Genomic DNA, 15,140 nt, shown 5'->3' with positions numbered 1-15,140 from the left:
AACAGAGCGCAACGGCGGCTCGCCCTCACGGGCCGCCGGGGCGCACCCGTATCAACCGCAAGTCCCCTCCCGGATGTCCCCAAGGAGCAGTACCTCTATGTCCCGCTTTGACTACGTGATCGTCGGAGGTGGGACGGCCGGCTCGGTGATCGCCTCACGGCTCGCCGAGGACCCGGACGTCACTGTCGCCCTCATCGAAGGCGGCCCCTCGGACATCGACCGCCCCGAGGTGCTCACCCTCCGTAAGTGGCTGGGCCTGCTGGGTGGTGAGCTCGACTACGAGTACACGACCACCGAACAGCCCCGCGGGAACTCGCACATCCTGCACAGCCGCGCCAAGGTGCTCGGCGGCTGCTCGTCGCACAACACCCTGATCTCCTTCAAGCCGCTGCCCTCCGACTGGGACGAGTGGGAGGCTGCCGGCGCCACCGGCTGGGGCGCAGAGGCGATGGAGCCGTACTTCGGCAAGCTGCGCAACAACATCGTGCGCGTCGCCAAGAAGGACCAGAACGCCATCGCGCAGGACTGGATCGACGCCGCCAAGGAAGCCCTCGACATCCCCGAGGTGGTCGGCTTCAATGACCGGCCCTTCGAGGAGGGCGTCGGCTTCTTCGACCTCTCCTACCACCCGGAGAACAACAAGCGCTCCTCCGCCTCGGTCGCCTATCTGCACCCGCACATCGAGGCCGGCGACCGCCCCAACCTGCACATCCTGCTGGAGACGTGGGCGTACAGGCTGGAAATCAGCGGCGAGGACGGCAGGACCGTCACCGGCGTCCACGTACGCACCAAGGACGGCGAGGAGCAGCTGCTGACCGCCGGCCGGGAGGTGCTGGTGTGCGCGGGCGCCGTCGATACCCCGCGGCTGCTGATGCACTCGGGCGTCGGCAAGCGGGAGGACCTGGAGGCGCTGGGCATCCCGGTCGTGCACGATCTGCCGGGCGTCGGCGAGAACCTCATCGACCACCCGGAGTCGGTGATCGTGTGGGAGACGAACGGACCGATCCCGGACAACTCCGCGATGGACTCCGACGCGGGCCTGTTCGTCAAGCGGGACGCGGACCACAAGGGCCCCGACCTGATGTTCCACTTCTACCAGATCCCCTTCACCGACAACCCCGAGCGGCTGGGCTACGAGCGCCCCGAGCACGGCGTGTCGATGACCCCCAACATCCCCAAGTCCCGCAGCCGCGGCCGGGTCTATCTGACCTCCGCCGACCCCGAGGTCAAGCCCGCGCTCGACTTCAAGTACTTCGAGGACGAGGGCGATTACGACGGCCGGACCCTGGTTGACGGCATCAAGCTCGCCCGCAAGGTCGCCCAGGCCGAACCGTTCGCCAAGTGGCTCAAGCGGGAGGTCTTCCCCGGGCCCGAGGTGACGGACGACGCGGAGATCAGCGAGCTGGTGCGCAAGGCCGCGCACACCGTCTACCACCCGGCGGGCACCTGCCGGATGGGCGCCGAGGACGACGCGCTCGCCGTCGTCGACCCACAGCTGCGCGTGCGCGGTCTGTCGGGTATCCGCATCGCGGACGCCTCCGTCTTCCCGACCATGCCCGCCGTCAACCCGATGATCGGTGTCCTGATGCTCGGCGAGAAGGCGGTCGATCTCATCCGACCCACTGTGTCCGACAAACGAGCCACTACGGCACCGGGAGGTGTTGCGTGATGTCCGAGACCGCTGAAGCCACAGCCACCACCGAGACCGAGAACGCGAACGTGCAGGACGGCGGGTCAGGTCCCGTCTTCTCCGTACGCAACCTGTGGAAGGTCTTCGGGCCCAAGGCGGACCGGGTACCGGGCGACGCGTCGGTCACCGAGCTCTCGCAGACCGAGCTGCGCGAGAGGACGGGCTGCACCGCCGCCGTCCGCGATGTCTCCTTCGACGTGCACAAGGGCGAGGTCTTCGTCGTCATGGGCCTGTCCGGCTCCGGCAAGTCCACCCTGGTGCGCTGTCTGACCCGGCTGATCGAACCCACCGCGGGCACGCTGGAGTTCAACGGCGAGGACGTCATCTCCATGGGCAAGGAAGCGCTGCGGCAGCTGCGCAGGCACCGTGCCTCCATGGTGTTCCAGAACTTCGGACTGCTGCCGCACCGCAGCGTGCTGGACAACGTCGCCTACGGCCTGGAGATCCAGGGCATGGGCAAGGCCGAACGCCGCGGGCGCGCCGCCGAGATGGTCGCCAAGGTCGGGCTGGAGGGCCTGGGCGAGCGCCGCCCGGGACAGCTCTCCGGTGGCCAGCAGCAGCGCGTCGGCCTGGCCCGCGCGCTCGCCGTCGACCCGGAAGTGATGCTGTTCGACGAGCCGTTCAGCGCCCTGGACCCGCTGATCCGCCGCGACATGCAGGAGGAGGTCATCCGGCTGCACCGCGAGGAGGGCCGGACGATGGTCTTCATCACCCACGACCTGTCCGAGGCGCTGCGCCTGGGCGACCGCATCGCGCTGATGCGCGACGGCGAGATCGTCCAGCTGGGCACCCCGGAGGAGATCGTCGCCAACCCGGCCGACGACTACGTACGGGACTTCGTCCGCGACGTCCCCCGCGAGCAGGTCATCTCGGTGCGGCGCGCGATGCGCCCGGCGGACGCCGCCGAGGCGAAGACCGGCACCGAGGTCGCCCCCGACACGCTCGTCTCGGAGGCGATCGCGACCGTCGCGCGCAGCGGCGAGCACTGCCGCGTCGTCGAGAACGGCCGGATGCTCGGCATCGTCGACCACGCGAGCCTGCTGACCGTCGTGGCCGGTCTCGACAAGGACGCCACGGAAGAAGGCGGCAAGGGACGGGAGGTGGCCGCGGTATGAGCACCACACACAGCGGTACGAACACCGCACATCACGGCGCCGCGGAGGCGGCCCATACCGGCGGGGGGCTGATATGAGTTCCCCGACCCTCACCAAGGACGAGGCCGACAAGTCCGCGCCCCCGGCCGGCGGATCGTCCGAGCCGCGGCCGACGGCGGGCCCGCCCTCGGCGCTCGCCCGCTTCCTGGCGAACCCGAAGGCCCTCGCGCTGCTCGTCGCCGCGCTGGTGGTCGTCGTCAGCTCGCTGGTCACCGGTTCGGGCGCCTGGCCGCACGCGCTGACCGCCGATGTGAAGTCGCCGCTGAACGACCTGGACAACTGGCTGGTCGACAACCGCGACACGCACTGGATCTTCCTGTACTTCCTGCTGCACATCAGCAACTTCGCGCAGGCTGCCTATGACACGTTGCTGAGCCTGCTGGAGTCGATGAGCTACGTCGGCGTCATCGTCGTCGGCACCCTGACCGCCTGGGCCGCGGGCGGGGCCGATCTGTCCCGGCGTGCGCTGCGCACCGGCGGCACGGCACTTGCGGTCTTCGTGGTGTGCGGCGTCCTGGACGTGTGGGAGCCGACGATGGAGACGCTGGCGCTGATGATCGTCGCGGTCGTCTTCTCCGCGCTCCTCGGCGCCCTGCTGGGCCTGGCCTCCGGGCTCTCGGACCGCTTCGAGAAGATCCTGCGGCCCGTCTTCGACACCATGCAGGTCATGCCGGCCTTCGCGTACCTGCTGCCGCTTGTGCTGATGTTCGACATCGGTGTCCCGTCGGCGCTCATCGCGACGGTGATCTACGCGGCGCCGCCGATGGCCCGGCTCACCTCGCTCGGTCTGCGCCAGGCCGATCCCACCGCGCTGGAGGCGGCCACCTCGCTGGGCGCCGACGCCCGGCAGCGGCTGCTGACGGCCCGGCTGCCGCTGGCCCGTAAGCAGATGATGCTGGGCCTCAACCAGACGATCATGATGTGTCTGTCCATGGTCGTCCTGGCCTCGCTCATCGGCTCCGGCGGCCTGGGGTCCGAGGTCTACGAGGCGCTCGGCGCGCTCAAGATCGGTGACGCGCTGGTCGCGGGCATCGCGGTCGTCCTGCTGGCCGTGCTGCTGGACCGGACGACGGCCGCAGCCGGCGAGCGGCTCGACGACGTCGTCAAGGCGGGCATCTCGCGCACGATGGCACAGCTGCGGCTGGTCCTCTGGGGCGTGATCGCCGCGCTGACCGCCGTGTTCGCGTTCGTCGGCACCGCGATCGCCGGAGACGAGTGGCCCGAGGGCTGGGTCGTCGACTTCTCCAACTCCGTCGACACGGCCGTCGACTGGTTCACCGACCACCTGGGCTCCGGCATCCCCGTCCTCGGCGGCACCATCACCTGGGCCGAGGGCTTCACCGAGTACGTCCTCAACCCGCTGCGTGACGGGCTGCTGGCCACCCCCTGGTGGGCGCTGGCGCTGCTCGTCGCCGTCGTCGGATGGATCGTCGGCACCTGGCGCGCCGCGCTGGCCGGCGTGATCTGCCTGGGGCTGGTCGGCTGGATGCGGCTGTGGGACGTCGCCATGGACACGCTCTCGCAGGTGCTCGCGGGCCTCGTTCTGACCATCGTCGTCGGTGTGCTGGTCGGCATTCTGTGCGCCCGCGTGGAACGGGTGGACAGGATGCTGCGGCCGGTGCTGGACACCATGCAGACCATGCCGCAGTTCGTGTACCTGATCCCCGTGATCGCGCTGGTCGGCCAGAACCGCACGGGCGGCATCCTCGCCGCGGTCATCTACGCGGCTCCGGCGGTCATCCGCATCACCGCGCAGGGGCTGCGCCACGTCGACCCGGCCGCGATGGAGGCATCGACCTCTCTCGGAGCCACCGGCAAGCAGCAGTTGTTCGGTGTGCAGCTGCCGCTGGCGCGGAAGTCCATCCTGGTCGCGCTCAACCAGGGTGTCGTGCTGGTTCTCTCGATGGTCGTCATCGCCGGGCTCATTGGCGGCGGCGCGCTCGGCTACATGGTTGTGCAGGGTCTGTCGAAGGGCGACCTTTCGCAGGGCTTCCCGGCCGGTATCGCCATCGTCTGCCTCGGCATCATGCTCGACCGCCTGTCTCAGCCTGCCATCAAGCGCGTACGCGACTGAGGCTCACCCCGAGGAAAAACCCCCGCCCGACGGGTCCCCCCCGCCCGTCCCTCACGAAAGAGAAATTCGCATGAGAATCAAGCGTGTAGGCACTATCGGCGTCGCCGGCGCCGGAATTCTGGGCGTCCTCGCCCTCACGACCGGCTGTGCCGCCGACACCAAGGCGAGCGGCGGTGGCGACGACAAGGTCGTGCTGGCCGAGCCGTCGTGGGTCGGCGCCACCGCCAACGCGGCTGTTGTCAAGAAGCTTCTCGAGGACGAGCTCGACGTGAAGGTCGAGGCCAAGCAGATGGACGAGCCCGTCGCCTTCGACGCGCTCAACAGCGGCAAGGCCGACGCCATTCTCGAGGACTGGCACGGCGTTCCGAAGAAGCAGAAGCTGTACGTCGACAAGAAGAAGACCGTGGTCTCCGGCGGTGACCTGGGCGTGGTCGGCCACATCGGCTGGTTCGTGCCGAAGTACTGGGCCGACAAGCACCCGGACGCCGTCAAGGATTTCAAGAAGCTCAACAAGTACTACAAGGACTTCAAGACCTCCGAGAGCGGCGACCTGGGGCACTTCATCGGTGCCGCGCCGTCGTACTCGCAGCATGACAAGGAACTCATCAAGAACTTCAACATGAAGTTCAAGCACATCCCGTCCGGTGCGGAGGCGGCTCAGCTCAAGGAGCTGAAGCGGCTGTACGACGCCAAGAAGCCGTTCCTCACCTACTGGTGGGAGCCGCAGTGGATGAACGAGAAGATCGACATGGTCGAGGTGAAGCTGCCCAAGCACACCCCGGGCTGCGAGGAACCCGCTTCCAAGGCGAAGTGCGGCTATGAGACCAACCAGCTCGAGAAGTTCATGAACGCGGACTTCGCGAAGGGCAACAGCAAGGCCGCGCAGTTCATCAAGAAGTTCCACTGGTCCACCAAGGACCAGAACGAGGTCGCCGGAATGATCGCCGGGCAGAAGATGGACCCGGAGGACGCCGCCGCCAAGTGGATCAAGGAGAACAAGCCCAAGTGGGAGAAGTGGATCCCCAAGAAGTAAGGCTGCGACCGCGCCTTTTTTCCTGAGACAGCCACCCCTCACCCCCACTCGCCCCCGTGACGCCCGCGTCACGGGGGCGAGGGCGCTTTCGGGCCTCGCCGCCAGGGCTGAGCAGCATGGGGGATGCGCCCCGAAGGGGCGCGGGGAACTGCTCCCCTGGGGGTACCTCCCGGCCGGAGGCTGGGGGACTCCGGCCGGGAGGTGCCCCCACAGCCACACCAAGCCCGCAGCCCGCAAGCATCGGCCAGGGGCACCCTCTCACCGGACCCCGGCACGCAGCTCCGCCGCCAGCTCGCGTACCCCCTCGTAAGCACGGGCCGCGAGCCCACCGCCGAAGGTGACCCGCGCACAACCGGCCGCCGCCAGCTCGGCGACGGAGGGCCCGCCGGAAGCGCGAGCCGACCCGTTGACGGGCTCCTTCAACTCGCGGGCCAGCCCATTGACCGGCACCACCAACTCGCGGGCCAGCACGGCGAGGTCATCGAGGGGCGCGCCGATGGGATACACCCCGTCCGCACCGGCCTCGATATAGGCGCGCCCCCGAGCCAGCGCCTCCTCCAAAGGCTTTTCGGCGCCGCGGAGATAGACGTCGATCCGGGCGTTCACAAAGGGACCGGGCCCCAGTGCCTCGCGTACGGACGCCAGGAACGCGGCCTGTTCCCCGGCGGCCACCAGCTCGCCGCCCACCGAGTCCTCCAGGTTGCACCCGACGGCCCCCGCATCCCGCAGCCGCTCGGCGATCTCGGACGGCGGCAGCCCGTACCCCCGCTCGATGTCGGCCGTCACCGGGATGGTGACCGCCCGGACGATCCGGGCGACGGCGGCGAACATCTCCTCCGCGGGGCACTCCCCGTCGGCGTATCCGAGCGACGCCGAGACCCCCGCGCTCGGCGTGGCCAGCGCGGCGAACCCCGCCTCGGCGAAGATCCGGGCGGCTGCCGCGTCCCAGGCGCCGGGCAGCACCAGCGCCTCGCCCGGCTTCCGGTCGCGGTGCAGCTTCCGGAGCCGGGCGGCGGGATCGGTACCGCTCATCGAGCGGTGTCCTGCACGGCGCCGTCCCGCAGGCTCTGCGGAAGGCCCCGTACGGTCACGTTGAACCGGTTCCAGGAATTGATGGCCACGATCTGGCCGATCAGCGCTGCGAGTTCGCTCTCATCGAAGTGCTTGGCGGCCCGCTCGTACACCTCGTCGGGCACGAAGCCGTCCGTCAGCTCGGTGACGGCCTCCGTCAGGGCGAGCGCGGCCCGCTCCCGCTCGGTGAACAGGTCGCCGGCTTCCTCCCAGGCCGGGAGCAGGTCCAGCCGCAGCTGCGATTCGCCGTTCTTGCGGGCGTCGGCGAGGTGCATGTCCAGGCAGTAGGCGCAGCGGTTGATCTGCGAGGCGCGGATCTTGACCAGCTCGCCGACCACCGGGTCGAGCCCTGCCGCCGAGGCGGCCTGCTGGAAGGCGTACATGCCCTTCATCAGTGCGGGTGCGGTCTTCCAGATGTCCATACGCGGTGTCGTCGTCATGCCTCCGAGCCTATGCGGGAATGGGCCACGTGTATGGTCCACTTTCATGGCAGATTCATGGGCCAATTCCGAGCCGCGAGGCCATGGGGAGCCACAAGGGCACCGCCATGGGGAGCCGCAAGGGCACCGCCAGGACGAGCCCCAAGGGCACCGCCAGGAGCGCCGCACCGGCAGTGACCTCCACCTCGACCTCCCGCCGTCCGCGGGTCCCGGCGCGCCCCGCCCCCGCGCCGCCCTTCTCGCCGCGCTCCGCGACGCCATCCGCACCGGCCGCCTCGCCCCGGGCACCCGCCTCCCCTCGTCCCGTACCCTCGCCGCCGACCTGGGCCTGGCCCGCAACACCGTGGCCGGGGCCTACGCCGAACTCGTCGCGGAGGGGTGGCTGTCGGCGCAGCAGGGCTCCGGCACCAGGGTGGCGGACCGCGCCGAACCGGCGCCCCCGGGCCGCCCGCGCTCCCCGTCACCGGCCGGCGCCGAGCGGGCGTCCCGGGTGTCGTTCAGCCGCGACCAGCGCTGGCGGCAGCGCCCCACCCACGATCTGCGGACCGGCGCGCCCGACGTCTCGGCGTTCCCCCGCTCGGCGTGGCTGACCTCGGCCCGGCGCGCGCTCACCGCAGCCCCAGCGCACGCCTTCTCGCACGGTGATCTGCTGGGCGCCGTCCAGCTGCGGCAGGCGCTGGCCGGCTATCTGGCCCGGGCGCGCGGCGTGCGTGCCGACCCCGACCGCATCGTGGTCTGCGCCGGCTTCGCACAGGGCGTCGCGCTGCTGGCGCGTGCGGTGCCGGGGGACATCGCCGTCGAGGAGTACGGTCTGCCCTTCCACCGCGAGCTGCTGGAGCCGGCGGCCCGCACCCGCCCTCTCCCGGTGGACACGCGGGGCGCCCGTACGCAACTCCTGGACACCGACCCGCACTTCGCCGACGTACGCGCGGTGTTGCTCACCCCCGCACACCAGTACCCGCTCGGAACCCCGCTGCACCCCGATCGCAGGTCAGCCGTGGTCGACTGGGCGGGCCGGACCGGCGGACTGGTCCTGGAGGACGACTACGACGGCGAGTTCCGCTACGACAGAAACCCGGTGGGCGCTCTCCAAGGGCTCGACCCCGAGCGCGTCGTCTACCTCGGCACCGCCAGCAAAGCCCTCGCCCCCGCACTGCGGCTGGCATGGATGGTGCTCCCCGATCACCTGGTGGAGCCGGTCCTGGCCACGAAGACGCCCGCCGAGTGGACGTCCGGCACTTTCGACCAGCTCATCCTCGCGGACTTCCTGGAGTGCGGCGCCTACGACCGGCACGTACGCGCCATGCGGCACCGCTACCGCACGCGCCGCGACCGCCTGGTCGAACAGCTTGCCGCCCATGTCCCCGCCGCGCGTGCCACCGGCATCGCCGCCGGCCTGCACGCCGTCCTCCGCCTCCCGCCCGGCGTCACGGAAGCAGCCGCTCTGCGCGCCCTGCACCGCGCCGGCGTCGCCCTCGACCCCCTCTCCGCCTTCCACCACCCGTCGGCTCCCCGTAACCCACCGCCCGACCCCGCGCTGGTCGTCGGCTACGGCACTCCCGCCGAGCACGCCTACACGGCCGCCCTGAACGCCCTGTGCGGGGCGCTGGCACAGTGCCGCCGCGACGGGGCTTGACGGTTCGCCCCGCCCACCCTGATCTTGATTCGGCGCGGGCCGAGGAACGGCCGTGAACGAAACGGGGGTGCGGCGCCATGCCGGCAGTCGAGGAGAACGGCCTCAACGTCATAGCGGAGGCCGAGCGCAAAGGGCGGCCCGCGCAGCTGTTCTGGCCGTGGTTCGGCTCGAACGTCTCGGTCCTCGGCCTCAGTTACGGCTCGTTCGCGCTGGGCTTCGGGCTGTCCTTCCGGCAGGCGCTGGTCGCGGGTGTGCTGGGCATCGTCGTCTCGTTCCTGCTGTGCGGGCTGGTGGCGGTGGCCGGCAAGCGCGGCTCGGCGCCGACCATGGTGCTGAGCCGGGCCGCGTTCGGAGTACGCGGCAACCGGCTGCCGTCCGCCGTCTCCTGGGTGCTGACCGTCGGCTGGGAGACCGTCCTGGTGACCCTCGCAACCCTGGCGACGGCCACGGTCCTCGACCGGCTCGGCTGGGGCGGCGGTACGGGTACGAAGGTGGCGGCGCTGGTGGTCGTCTCCGCGCTGACGGTGGCCGCCGGTATCGCCGGCTTCCAGCTCATCATGCGCCTCCAGACGGTCATCACGGTGGTGACGGGCGTGCTGACCGTCGGCTACATGGCGCTGGTGGCGGACGAGATCCATTGGACGCGGGTCACGGCGTTGCCGGACGGTTCGGCGCAACAGATGCTGGGTGCCCTGGCATTCGTGATGACGGGCTTCGGCCTGGGCTGGGTCAACGCGGCAGCCGACTACTCCCGCTATCTGCCCAGGAGAACACGGGGCGCGGCGGTGGCGGGCTGGACCACGCTCGGCGGCTCCCTCGCCCCTCTCCTCCTGTTCGTCTTCGGCCTGCTGCTGGCGGGCTCCTCCTCCCGGCTGAACGAGGCGGTGGCCGCCGATCCCATCGGCGCCCTCACCACCCTCCTCCCGCTGTGGTTCCTCCTCCCGTTCACCCTCGTCGCCGTGCTGGGGCTGGTCGGCGGCGCCGTCCTCGACATCTACTCCTCGGGCCTGGCGCTGCTGGCCGCGGGGCTACGAGTACCGCGCTACGCAGCCGCCGCCTTGGACGGCGCCCTGATGGTCGCGGGCACCGTCGCCCTCGTCTTCTTCGCCGACGACTTCCTCGCCACCTTCATGGCCTTCCTGACGACGCTGGGCGTGCCCGTCGCCGCCTGGTGCGGCATCATGCTGGCCGACCTCGCGCTGCGCCGCCGCCCTCTCGACGACGCCGACCTCTTCAGCCCGGGGGGCCGCTACGGCGACATCCGCCTCCTTCCGGTCGCTCTGCTGGCCGCCGCCACGGCGGTCGGCTGGGGCCTGGTCACCAACACCGGCGCCGGCTGGCTCGACTGGCAGGGCTACCTGCTCTCCCCCCTCGCCCTGGGCGGCCGCACCGGCCCCTGGGCCGACGCCAACATGGGCCTCCTCGCCGCCCTGCTCCTCTCCTTCACCCTGACCCTGCTCACGCAGCGCCGGACGGTACGCACGCAGGAGGCCGCCCCTCACGGGGAGGGGCGGCCGTAGCCCACGGGGCACACTGTTCATGCCTTCCCGTGGCCGGAGTTGCACGTATTCTTCTGAATCACCCCGTTGTTCATGAGGCAGACGATGAACTCGACCTTGCGGCCTTCCGCCCACGAAGAGTTGAAGTCGATCGTCGTTCCTGCTCCCCTGAGATTCTTGCGGCTGGGGTCGAGGACGACGCCGTCAACTGTTATCTGCAGAAACACCCCGGCCCCGTCCGTGGACCTGTCGGAGAGATAGAAGTGCTCTCCCTCGGCCTGGAACCGCGCGAAACCGGCGCACCTTTCGTACGAGCCGGCCTTATCGGTGCACGCCTTGCCGTTCTCCCCCGCCTGCGCCACCCCCGGGGACACGAACGTCAACGCGGCCGCCGACATGGCAACTGCACAAGTTGTGAGTGCACGCCTGGAGTTGCTCATTCGCAGCTCCTTACTCCGATGTCCGGCTGATTCGCGGGCCGGCTACCGACACCTGTTCTTTGCCGTCCCATGCGGAGGCGTGCCAGAGCATTTCGCGGTTCTCAGGAATCTTTCCCGAGAAGCTGTCGCACTTCTGCCACCCGGCCTTGGGCCCACCGTAGTCGTAGCAACGGAAGCCGTCATTGGTGGAGTTGATGAGCCCCCTCATCTCGATGTGATAGCCATCGGCGTTCGAGTCCTTGATGTAGAAATCATCGCCGCGCTTCTCGAAGCAGGCGATGCCCGCCGCCTCGCGATCGGCATTGACGACGAGGCAGTCGCCCAGCTCCGGCGCGTTCGACTTGCTGGCGCGTTCCTCATAGATCTCCCTCGCCGAAGCAGACCCCGCAAAGCTGACCGCCAGAATGGCGGCGACGAGAGCCGCAAGCAGCAGCGTCATCCTCCGTGTCTTCGCCCCCGTGCCCCTCACTAGACCGCTGAAGTTTCTCTTCACGTGCATTGCCCTCCGTTGGGTGGTGCAACTCGACACATCGGCGTCGCCGACCGCCGAGTCGTGCTGATGCCCCAACTCTCAAGGCGGCCGATGTTGTCTGTAAGCCCGTTCCGGGGGCGTAGACAATCAACTTTCCTCTCACACATGTGGAGACATGAAGGTGAGCGCATGGAATGGCGGCACTCTTGACTCGATCGGGATTTCGGGAAATCCCAGGGACAGCTCTAGGAGCTCAAGTGAGTCCTAGCCTCGAAATTTCATGACGGCCGGTTGGGTCTTCCGGCGTGCCGTTTCGGCTTGACTTCCGTTTATGGGGCAGGGGAGCCAAGTTCCCGGCTCAGGTAATGGTCTGGCGCGTCACCGCACAACCCGACAACGCCACGCAACTGCAGCCATGCGCAGGACCTCGTCTGCGGGAGGACGCAGACACACATCGGCGACCGTCTCCGCTGCCACCTCACCTCAGGATGTCCAGGAGGAGCGGTGCCGCCGACACATCTGGTAGCGGCCCTACGCCGCCAGAGTGGGAAGAGCAACCCATTCGCGTACGACGGCGAGATGGTCGGCCTCCAGGCCACGGTACGGGTCGGGCTGCACGAGCAGCGTCGGAACTCGATGCTCCTCTCGCCGCTCGGCCCATTCGTGGTCCAGGTCGGTGAAGTCGTCATCGATCCAGATGACAGGCGCTTCCCCGAGGCAGTCCGCAACGTAGTCGCGCTTCCATAGGTAGCCGTTGGGGTGGCTGGTGGTGATGTTGGAACGGGGCAGCTCTAGGTAGGGAAGCGGCGGCAGGTGGAGAATCGGCGCGATCAGGGCAGAGGCGTCGGCCTGCCAACTGGTGCACCAGTGAATGTCGACGATGTTCTCGGCCAGCAGCGCGTTGATCATGCTGCCGTGGGCCGGGTCGAGCCATACGTCGACCGGGGCAGCACGGCCTGTCGGTGTGACGCTGTGACGGTTGTGCGAGGGCGGCACCGTACCGTCGGCGTCCGGGAAGGGGATGAGCACACCGTCGATGTCAAGGAGCAGGTAAGGCTTGCGCATGAGAGCCTCCGAGAGGGGAGTCAGAACCTGCGTGCTGTGATGAGGAGAGTCGTGGGGCTGCTGCTCTCTGTGGGATGGGAGAAGCCCAATGCGCCGGTCAGGGTGAGACCTGCGTGGTGAAGATGCCGGGCCCACAGATCGGCGTCGAACTCCCATCGCGTAATCGGCAGTCGGTCGTGGTCGGGCAGGAGCACGAAGTCTCGCGCTGGGCCGACATGCGTCCCGGGAGGCCGTTCCCTGCGACAGGGGTGGGGCACGGAGAAGGCCAACAGTCCACCCGATACCAGCCGCTCGTGGATCGCGGGTAGGAGCAGGCCCGGCGGAACTATGCCCACGGCGCCGAAGACGGAGTAGATGACGTCGAAGCGCTCGCGGACCGCCTGGAGATAGTGCAGGGCGTGGCCGGCGGCGAAGGTGAGCTTGTCGATGTGGCCGTAGTGACTGCGGGCGCGTCGGACCTGGAGACCGACGAGGTCCACGCCAATGGCGTTTGCCCGCTGATGCGCTGCGAGGTGGGCGATGTTGTGTCCCGGTCCGCAGCCCAGCTCCACAACGCGACGCCCAAGGGTACAGGGGCCCAGAATCTCAGAGCCCGGTCCATGACCAGGATGAGGGGTCCACTCCATCCGAGGGGGCGGTAGCAGCGCCCTCGCAGGTCCCTCTGCCAGCCGCTGGGCAGCATGCGCGTGCCATGGGGAGGGATGCGCAAGGCGCATCGCTAGACCTCCAGCAGCTCGACGCCATCAGCGATATGGCGGCGTACGACGGAGAGGTAGGCCGGGTCGGTGGCCGGGTCGTTGATCCAGCAGCAGGCCTGCTCCATGAACCACTCCACGACCCACACCCGGTGCCAGCCCAGCGCCCACCGCTCGGCGGACAGGCCACCCCGCTCGGCGAGTGCGTCCGGGGTTCCGCCCGCAGCGACGTACGAGTCAAGGAGCGCGCGGAGCCGCTGAGGGTCGGGCGCCTCGACCGTGCCGTGCCAGGAGGCCAGGTCGAGCAGTCCGGGGCCGGTGAATGTCCGTGCCAAATCCAGCAGGTGCCAACCCTCGGCGCTGATGTGGAGGCTGGTCGGGTGGAACTCGGAGTGCACCCAGCCGAACGGCGCGAGAGTAGCTCCCTGCGCCCTCTTCCGGGCAGCCCGGGCCAGACGGTCCAGCAGCTGTTCGACATCTTCGGTGTCGGCCCAGCGTTCGGCCTTCCGAAGCTCGCCGAGGTGATCGAGTGCCCGAGCCGGGAGTGCGGCAAGGCGTGACTCGTCCAGGAGAGGCAGGACGGTGGCCGGGCGAGCGGCGTGCAGGACGACCGCAGCGGCAGCACCGTCGAGGTCGTCGGCCTCACGCACGGGGGCGCCGAGGTCGTCCATGAACATGCCCAGCCAGCCCTCCTGCACGGCGGACGTGTGCAGCCGGGGCACTGGGACGCCACGCGTGCGCGCCATGCGAAGCGCCTGGTCCTCGCCGTCGAAGGGCCTCCGCGCGTACTTGAAGATGCACGTCGTGCCATCGGGGAAGGTCAGGCGCTCGACGCCCGACATCGACCACACGCGCACCTCCTCGCGTTGCGGGATCGGGCGGCTCGCAAGCGTGCACAGGTCAGAAAGGAGTTCGTTCGCGGCCTGTTGCTGGTCCATCGGTGGTGCTCCTGAAGTGAGGGGGTGGTGCTGCGGGGCGAGTGCCAAGGGCCTCCGCTCGCCCCCACAGCAGTACGGAAATCGGGGGTCAGGCTGCCCTAGTCGGCCGGGGTCGGCGGTGGGCGTACACCTGGGCGATCCAGTCGGCCTTCAGCGCGGAGAGTTCCTCGCGGAAGGTGGACAAGGAGACGCCGTAGGGAGCGACGACGCCGCCAGTCTGGTCGGGCACGGACTGGCAACCATGCACCAGGCGACCGCCAAGGGCAGCGTGGGCCTTGGTCGACTCGATGCGGCGGTACTCGTTGAACCAGCCGCCGTGGTACACCTCGTCCAGCAGGCCGCCCATTTCGTCATCCAGGTCGAAGACGACAGAGGTAGCGGCGGGGAAGAACCAGCACGGGCCGACGTTGGAGATGTGGCCATCCAGTTCGACCTTGTTGAGCGCCATCAGCGTGGCCGCCTGCCGGAGCATTCGCAGGTGGTCCTCGGTGATCTGGGGCAAGCCCAGGCTCGGCAGGTGTTCCGCGCGGAACAGATAGGCGTACACCTCGTACGCGGTCGCGATGACCCGGGTCGCGTCCGTGGTCGGTGTGGCGTGGGCTTTCACGAACTCCAGCGCCATCTGCTCCACGGACTGCTCCGTGCTCTCCTGCGCGGGCAGCAGTTGGGCCTTGACCTGTTCCCAGTCGGCAAGCAGCCAACTGTGGGATTCGAAGCGGAAGAAGTACTCGGCCGGGTCCACGCTGAGGCGGTACCCGTCCACGCTGACGCCGGGCAGGCGGTTCCAGCGCGGGTCGAACGCCTCGGGCAGTTCGACCGAGATGGTCGTGGTGTTGAGAGTGGTCATGGATTGCCTCCGTCTCTCGTACGGATAGGAGGGCCGCCCGGGCTCGGGAGCGGATGGGTGCCGCTGCCCCGGGCGACCTGCACTCA

General features: G+C 69.2%; 14 protein-coding genes. 6 read left to right on the top strand and 8 right to left on the bottom strand.

All coding sequences use genetic code 11. The features are described from left to right. Positions 1 to 97 precede the first annotated feature (97 nt). From ACTWQF_RS04120 to ACTWQF_RS04105, 4 genes are all read left to right on the top strand, one after another. The gene (locus ACTWQF_RS04120; RefSeq protein WP_443277110.1) at positions 98 to 1,669 is read left to right on the top strand and encodes a GMC family oxidoreductase; all 1,572 of its coding nucleotides are present in this window, start codon (positions 98 to 100) and stop codon (positions 1,667 to 1,669) included. Further along, positions 1,669 to 2,805, top strand: coding sequence for a quaternary amine ABC transporter ATP-binding protein (locus tag ACTWQF_RS04115; RefSeq protein ID WP_443277108.1), 1,137 nt, complete (start codon positions 1,669 to 1,671; stop codon positions 2,803 to 2,805). Before ACTWQF_RS04120 ends, ACTWQF_RS04115 begins: the two co-directional genes overlap by 1 nt. Positions 2,806 to 2,878: 73 nt before the next feature. Beyond that, the gene (locus ACTWQF_RS04110; protein WP_443277106.1) at positions 2,879 to 4,918 is read left to right on the top strand and encodes an ABC transporter permease; all 2,040 of its coding nucleotides are present in this window, start codon (positions 2,879 to 2,881) and stop codon (positions 4,916 to 4,918) included. A gap of 70 nt (positions 4,919 to 4,988) precedes the next feature. Continuing rightward, positions 4,989 to 5,951 (top strand): glycine betaine ABC transporter substrate-binding protein, encoded by a 963-nt coding sequence (locus ACTWQF_RS04105; protein ID WP_443277104.1) that lies wholly within the window; start codon positions 4,989 to 4,991, stop codon positions 5,949 to 5,951. 258 nt (positions 5,952 to 6,209) lie between these two features. Here ACTWQF_RS04105 and ACTWQF_RS04100 read toward each other — a convergent pair whose 3' ends face one another. Both ACTWQF_RS04100 and ACTWQF_RS04095 read right to left on the bottom strand, forming a co-directional pair. After that, positions 6,210 to 6,983 (bottom strand): isocitrate lyase/PEP mutase family protein, encoded by a 774-nt coding sequence (locus ACTWQF_RS04100; protein ID WP_443277102.1) that lies wholly within the window; start codon positions 6,981 to 6,983, stop codon positions 6,210 to 6,212. Continuing rightward, positions 6,980 to 7,462, bottom strand: coding sequence for a carboxymuconolactone decarboxylase family protein (locus ACTWQF_RS04095; RefSeq protein ID WP_443277100.1), 483 nt, complete (start codon positions 7,460 to 7,462; stop codon positions 6,980 to 6,982). Before ACTWQF_RS04095 ends, ACTWQF_RS04100 begins: the two co-directional genes overlap by 4 nt. A gap of 46 nt (positions 7,463 to 7,508) precedes the next feature. Here ACTWQF_RS04095 and pdxR point away from each other — a divergent pair, with 46 nt between their 5' ends. Both pdxR and ACTWQF_RS04085 read left to right on the top strand, forming a co-directional pair. Continuing rightward, positions 7,509 to 9,098, top strand: a complete 1,590-nt coding sequence (pdxR, locus tag ACTWQF_RS04090) for a MocR-like pyridoxine biosynthesis transcription factor PdxR (RefSeq protein ID WP_443277099.1) — start codon at positions 7,509 to 7,511, stop codon at positions 9,096 to 9,098. Positions 9,099 to 9,175: 77 nt separating this feature from the next. After that, on the top strand, positions 9,176 to 10,618 hold the full coding sequence (locus ACTWQF_RS04085) for a purine-cytosine permease family protein (RefSeq protein WP_443277097.1): 1,443 nt from the start codon (positions 9,176 to 9,178) through the stop codon (positions 10,616 to 10,618). A gap of 17 nt (positions 10,619 to 10,635) precedes the next feature. On the opposite strand, the gene ACTWQF_RS04080 is transcribed toward ACTWQF_RS04085, so the two are convergent. The 6 genes from ACTWQF_RS04080 to ACTWQF_RS04055 form a co-directional block, all read right to left on the bottom strand. Beyond that, positions 10,636 to 11,037 carry a hypothetical protein gene (locus ACTWQF_RS04080; RefSeq protein WP_443277095.1) on the bottom strand — a complete coding sequence of 134 codons (402 nt, stop codon included), beginning with the start codon at positions 11,035 to 11,037 and terminating at the stop codon, positions 10,636 to 10,638. 10 nt (positions 11,038 to 11,047) lie between these two features. Then, positions 11,048 to 11,476 carry a hypothetical protein gene (locus tag ACTWQF_RS04075; RefSeq protein WP_443277094.1) on the bottom strand — a complete coding sequence of 143 codons (429 nt, stop codon included), beginning with the start codon at positions 11,474 to 11,476 and terminating at the stop codon, positions 11,048 to 11,050. 564 nt (positions 11,477 to 12,040) lie between these two features. Beyond that, the gene (locus tag ACTWQF_RS04070) at positions 12,041 to 12,574 is read right to left on the bottom strand and encodes an HAD domain-containing protein (RefSeq protein ID WP_443277092.1); all 534 of its coding nucleotides are present in this window, start codon (positions 12,572 to 12,574) and stop codon (positions 12,041 to 12,043) included. Between the two features lie 20 nt (positions 12,575 to 12,594). Beyond that, positions 12,595 to 13,290 (bottom strand): SAM-dependent methyltransferase, encoded by a 696-nt coding sequence (locus tag ACTWQF_RS04065; RefSeq protein WP_443277090.1) that lies wholly within the window; start codon positions 13,288 to 13,290, stop codon positions 12,595 to 12,597. A gap of 2 nt (positions 13,291 to 13,292) precedes the next feature. After that, entirely contained in the window at positions 13,293 to 14,207 is a 915-nt protein-coding gene (locus ACTWQF_RS04060; protein ID WP_443277088.1) for an aminoglycoside phosphotransferase family protein, read from the bottom strand. 88 nt (positions 14,208 to 14,295) lie between these two features. After that, positions 14,296 to 15,054 (bottom strand): hypothetical protein, encoded by a 759-nt coding sequence (locus tag ACTWQF_RS04055; RefSeq protein WP_443277087.1) that lies wholly within the window; start codon positions 15,052 to 15,054, stop codon positions 14,296 to 14,298. Positions 15,055 to 15,140: the final 86 nt, after the last annotated feature.

The sequence above is a fragment of the Streptomyces sp. 8N114 genome, assembly GCF_052245835.1.
Taxonomy (GTDB): domain Bacteria; phylum Actinomycetota; class Actinomycetes; order Streptomycetales; family Streptomycetaceae; genus Streptomyces.
The sequence above is the reverse complement of the archived record's forward strand: the minus strand, read 5'-3'. Positions and strand labels throughout refer to the sequence as shown.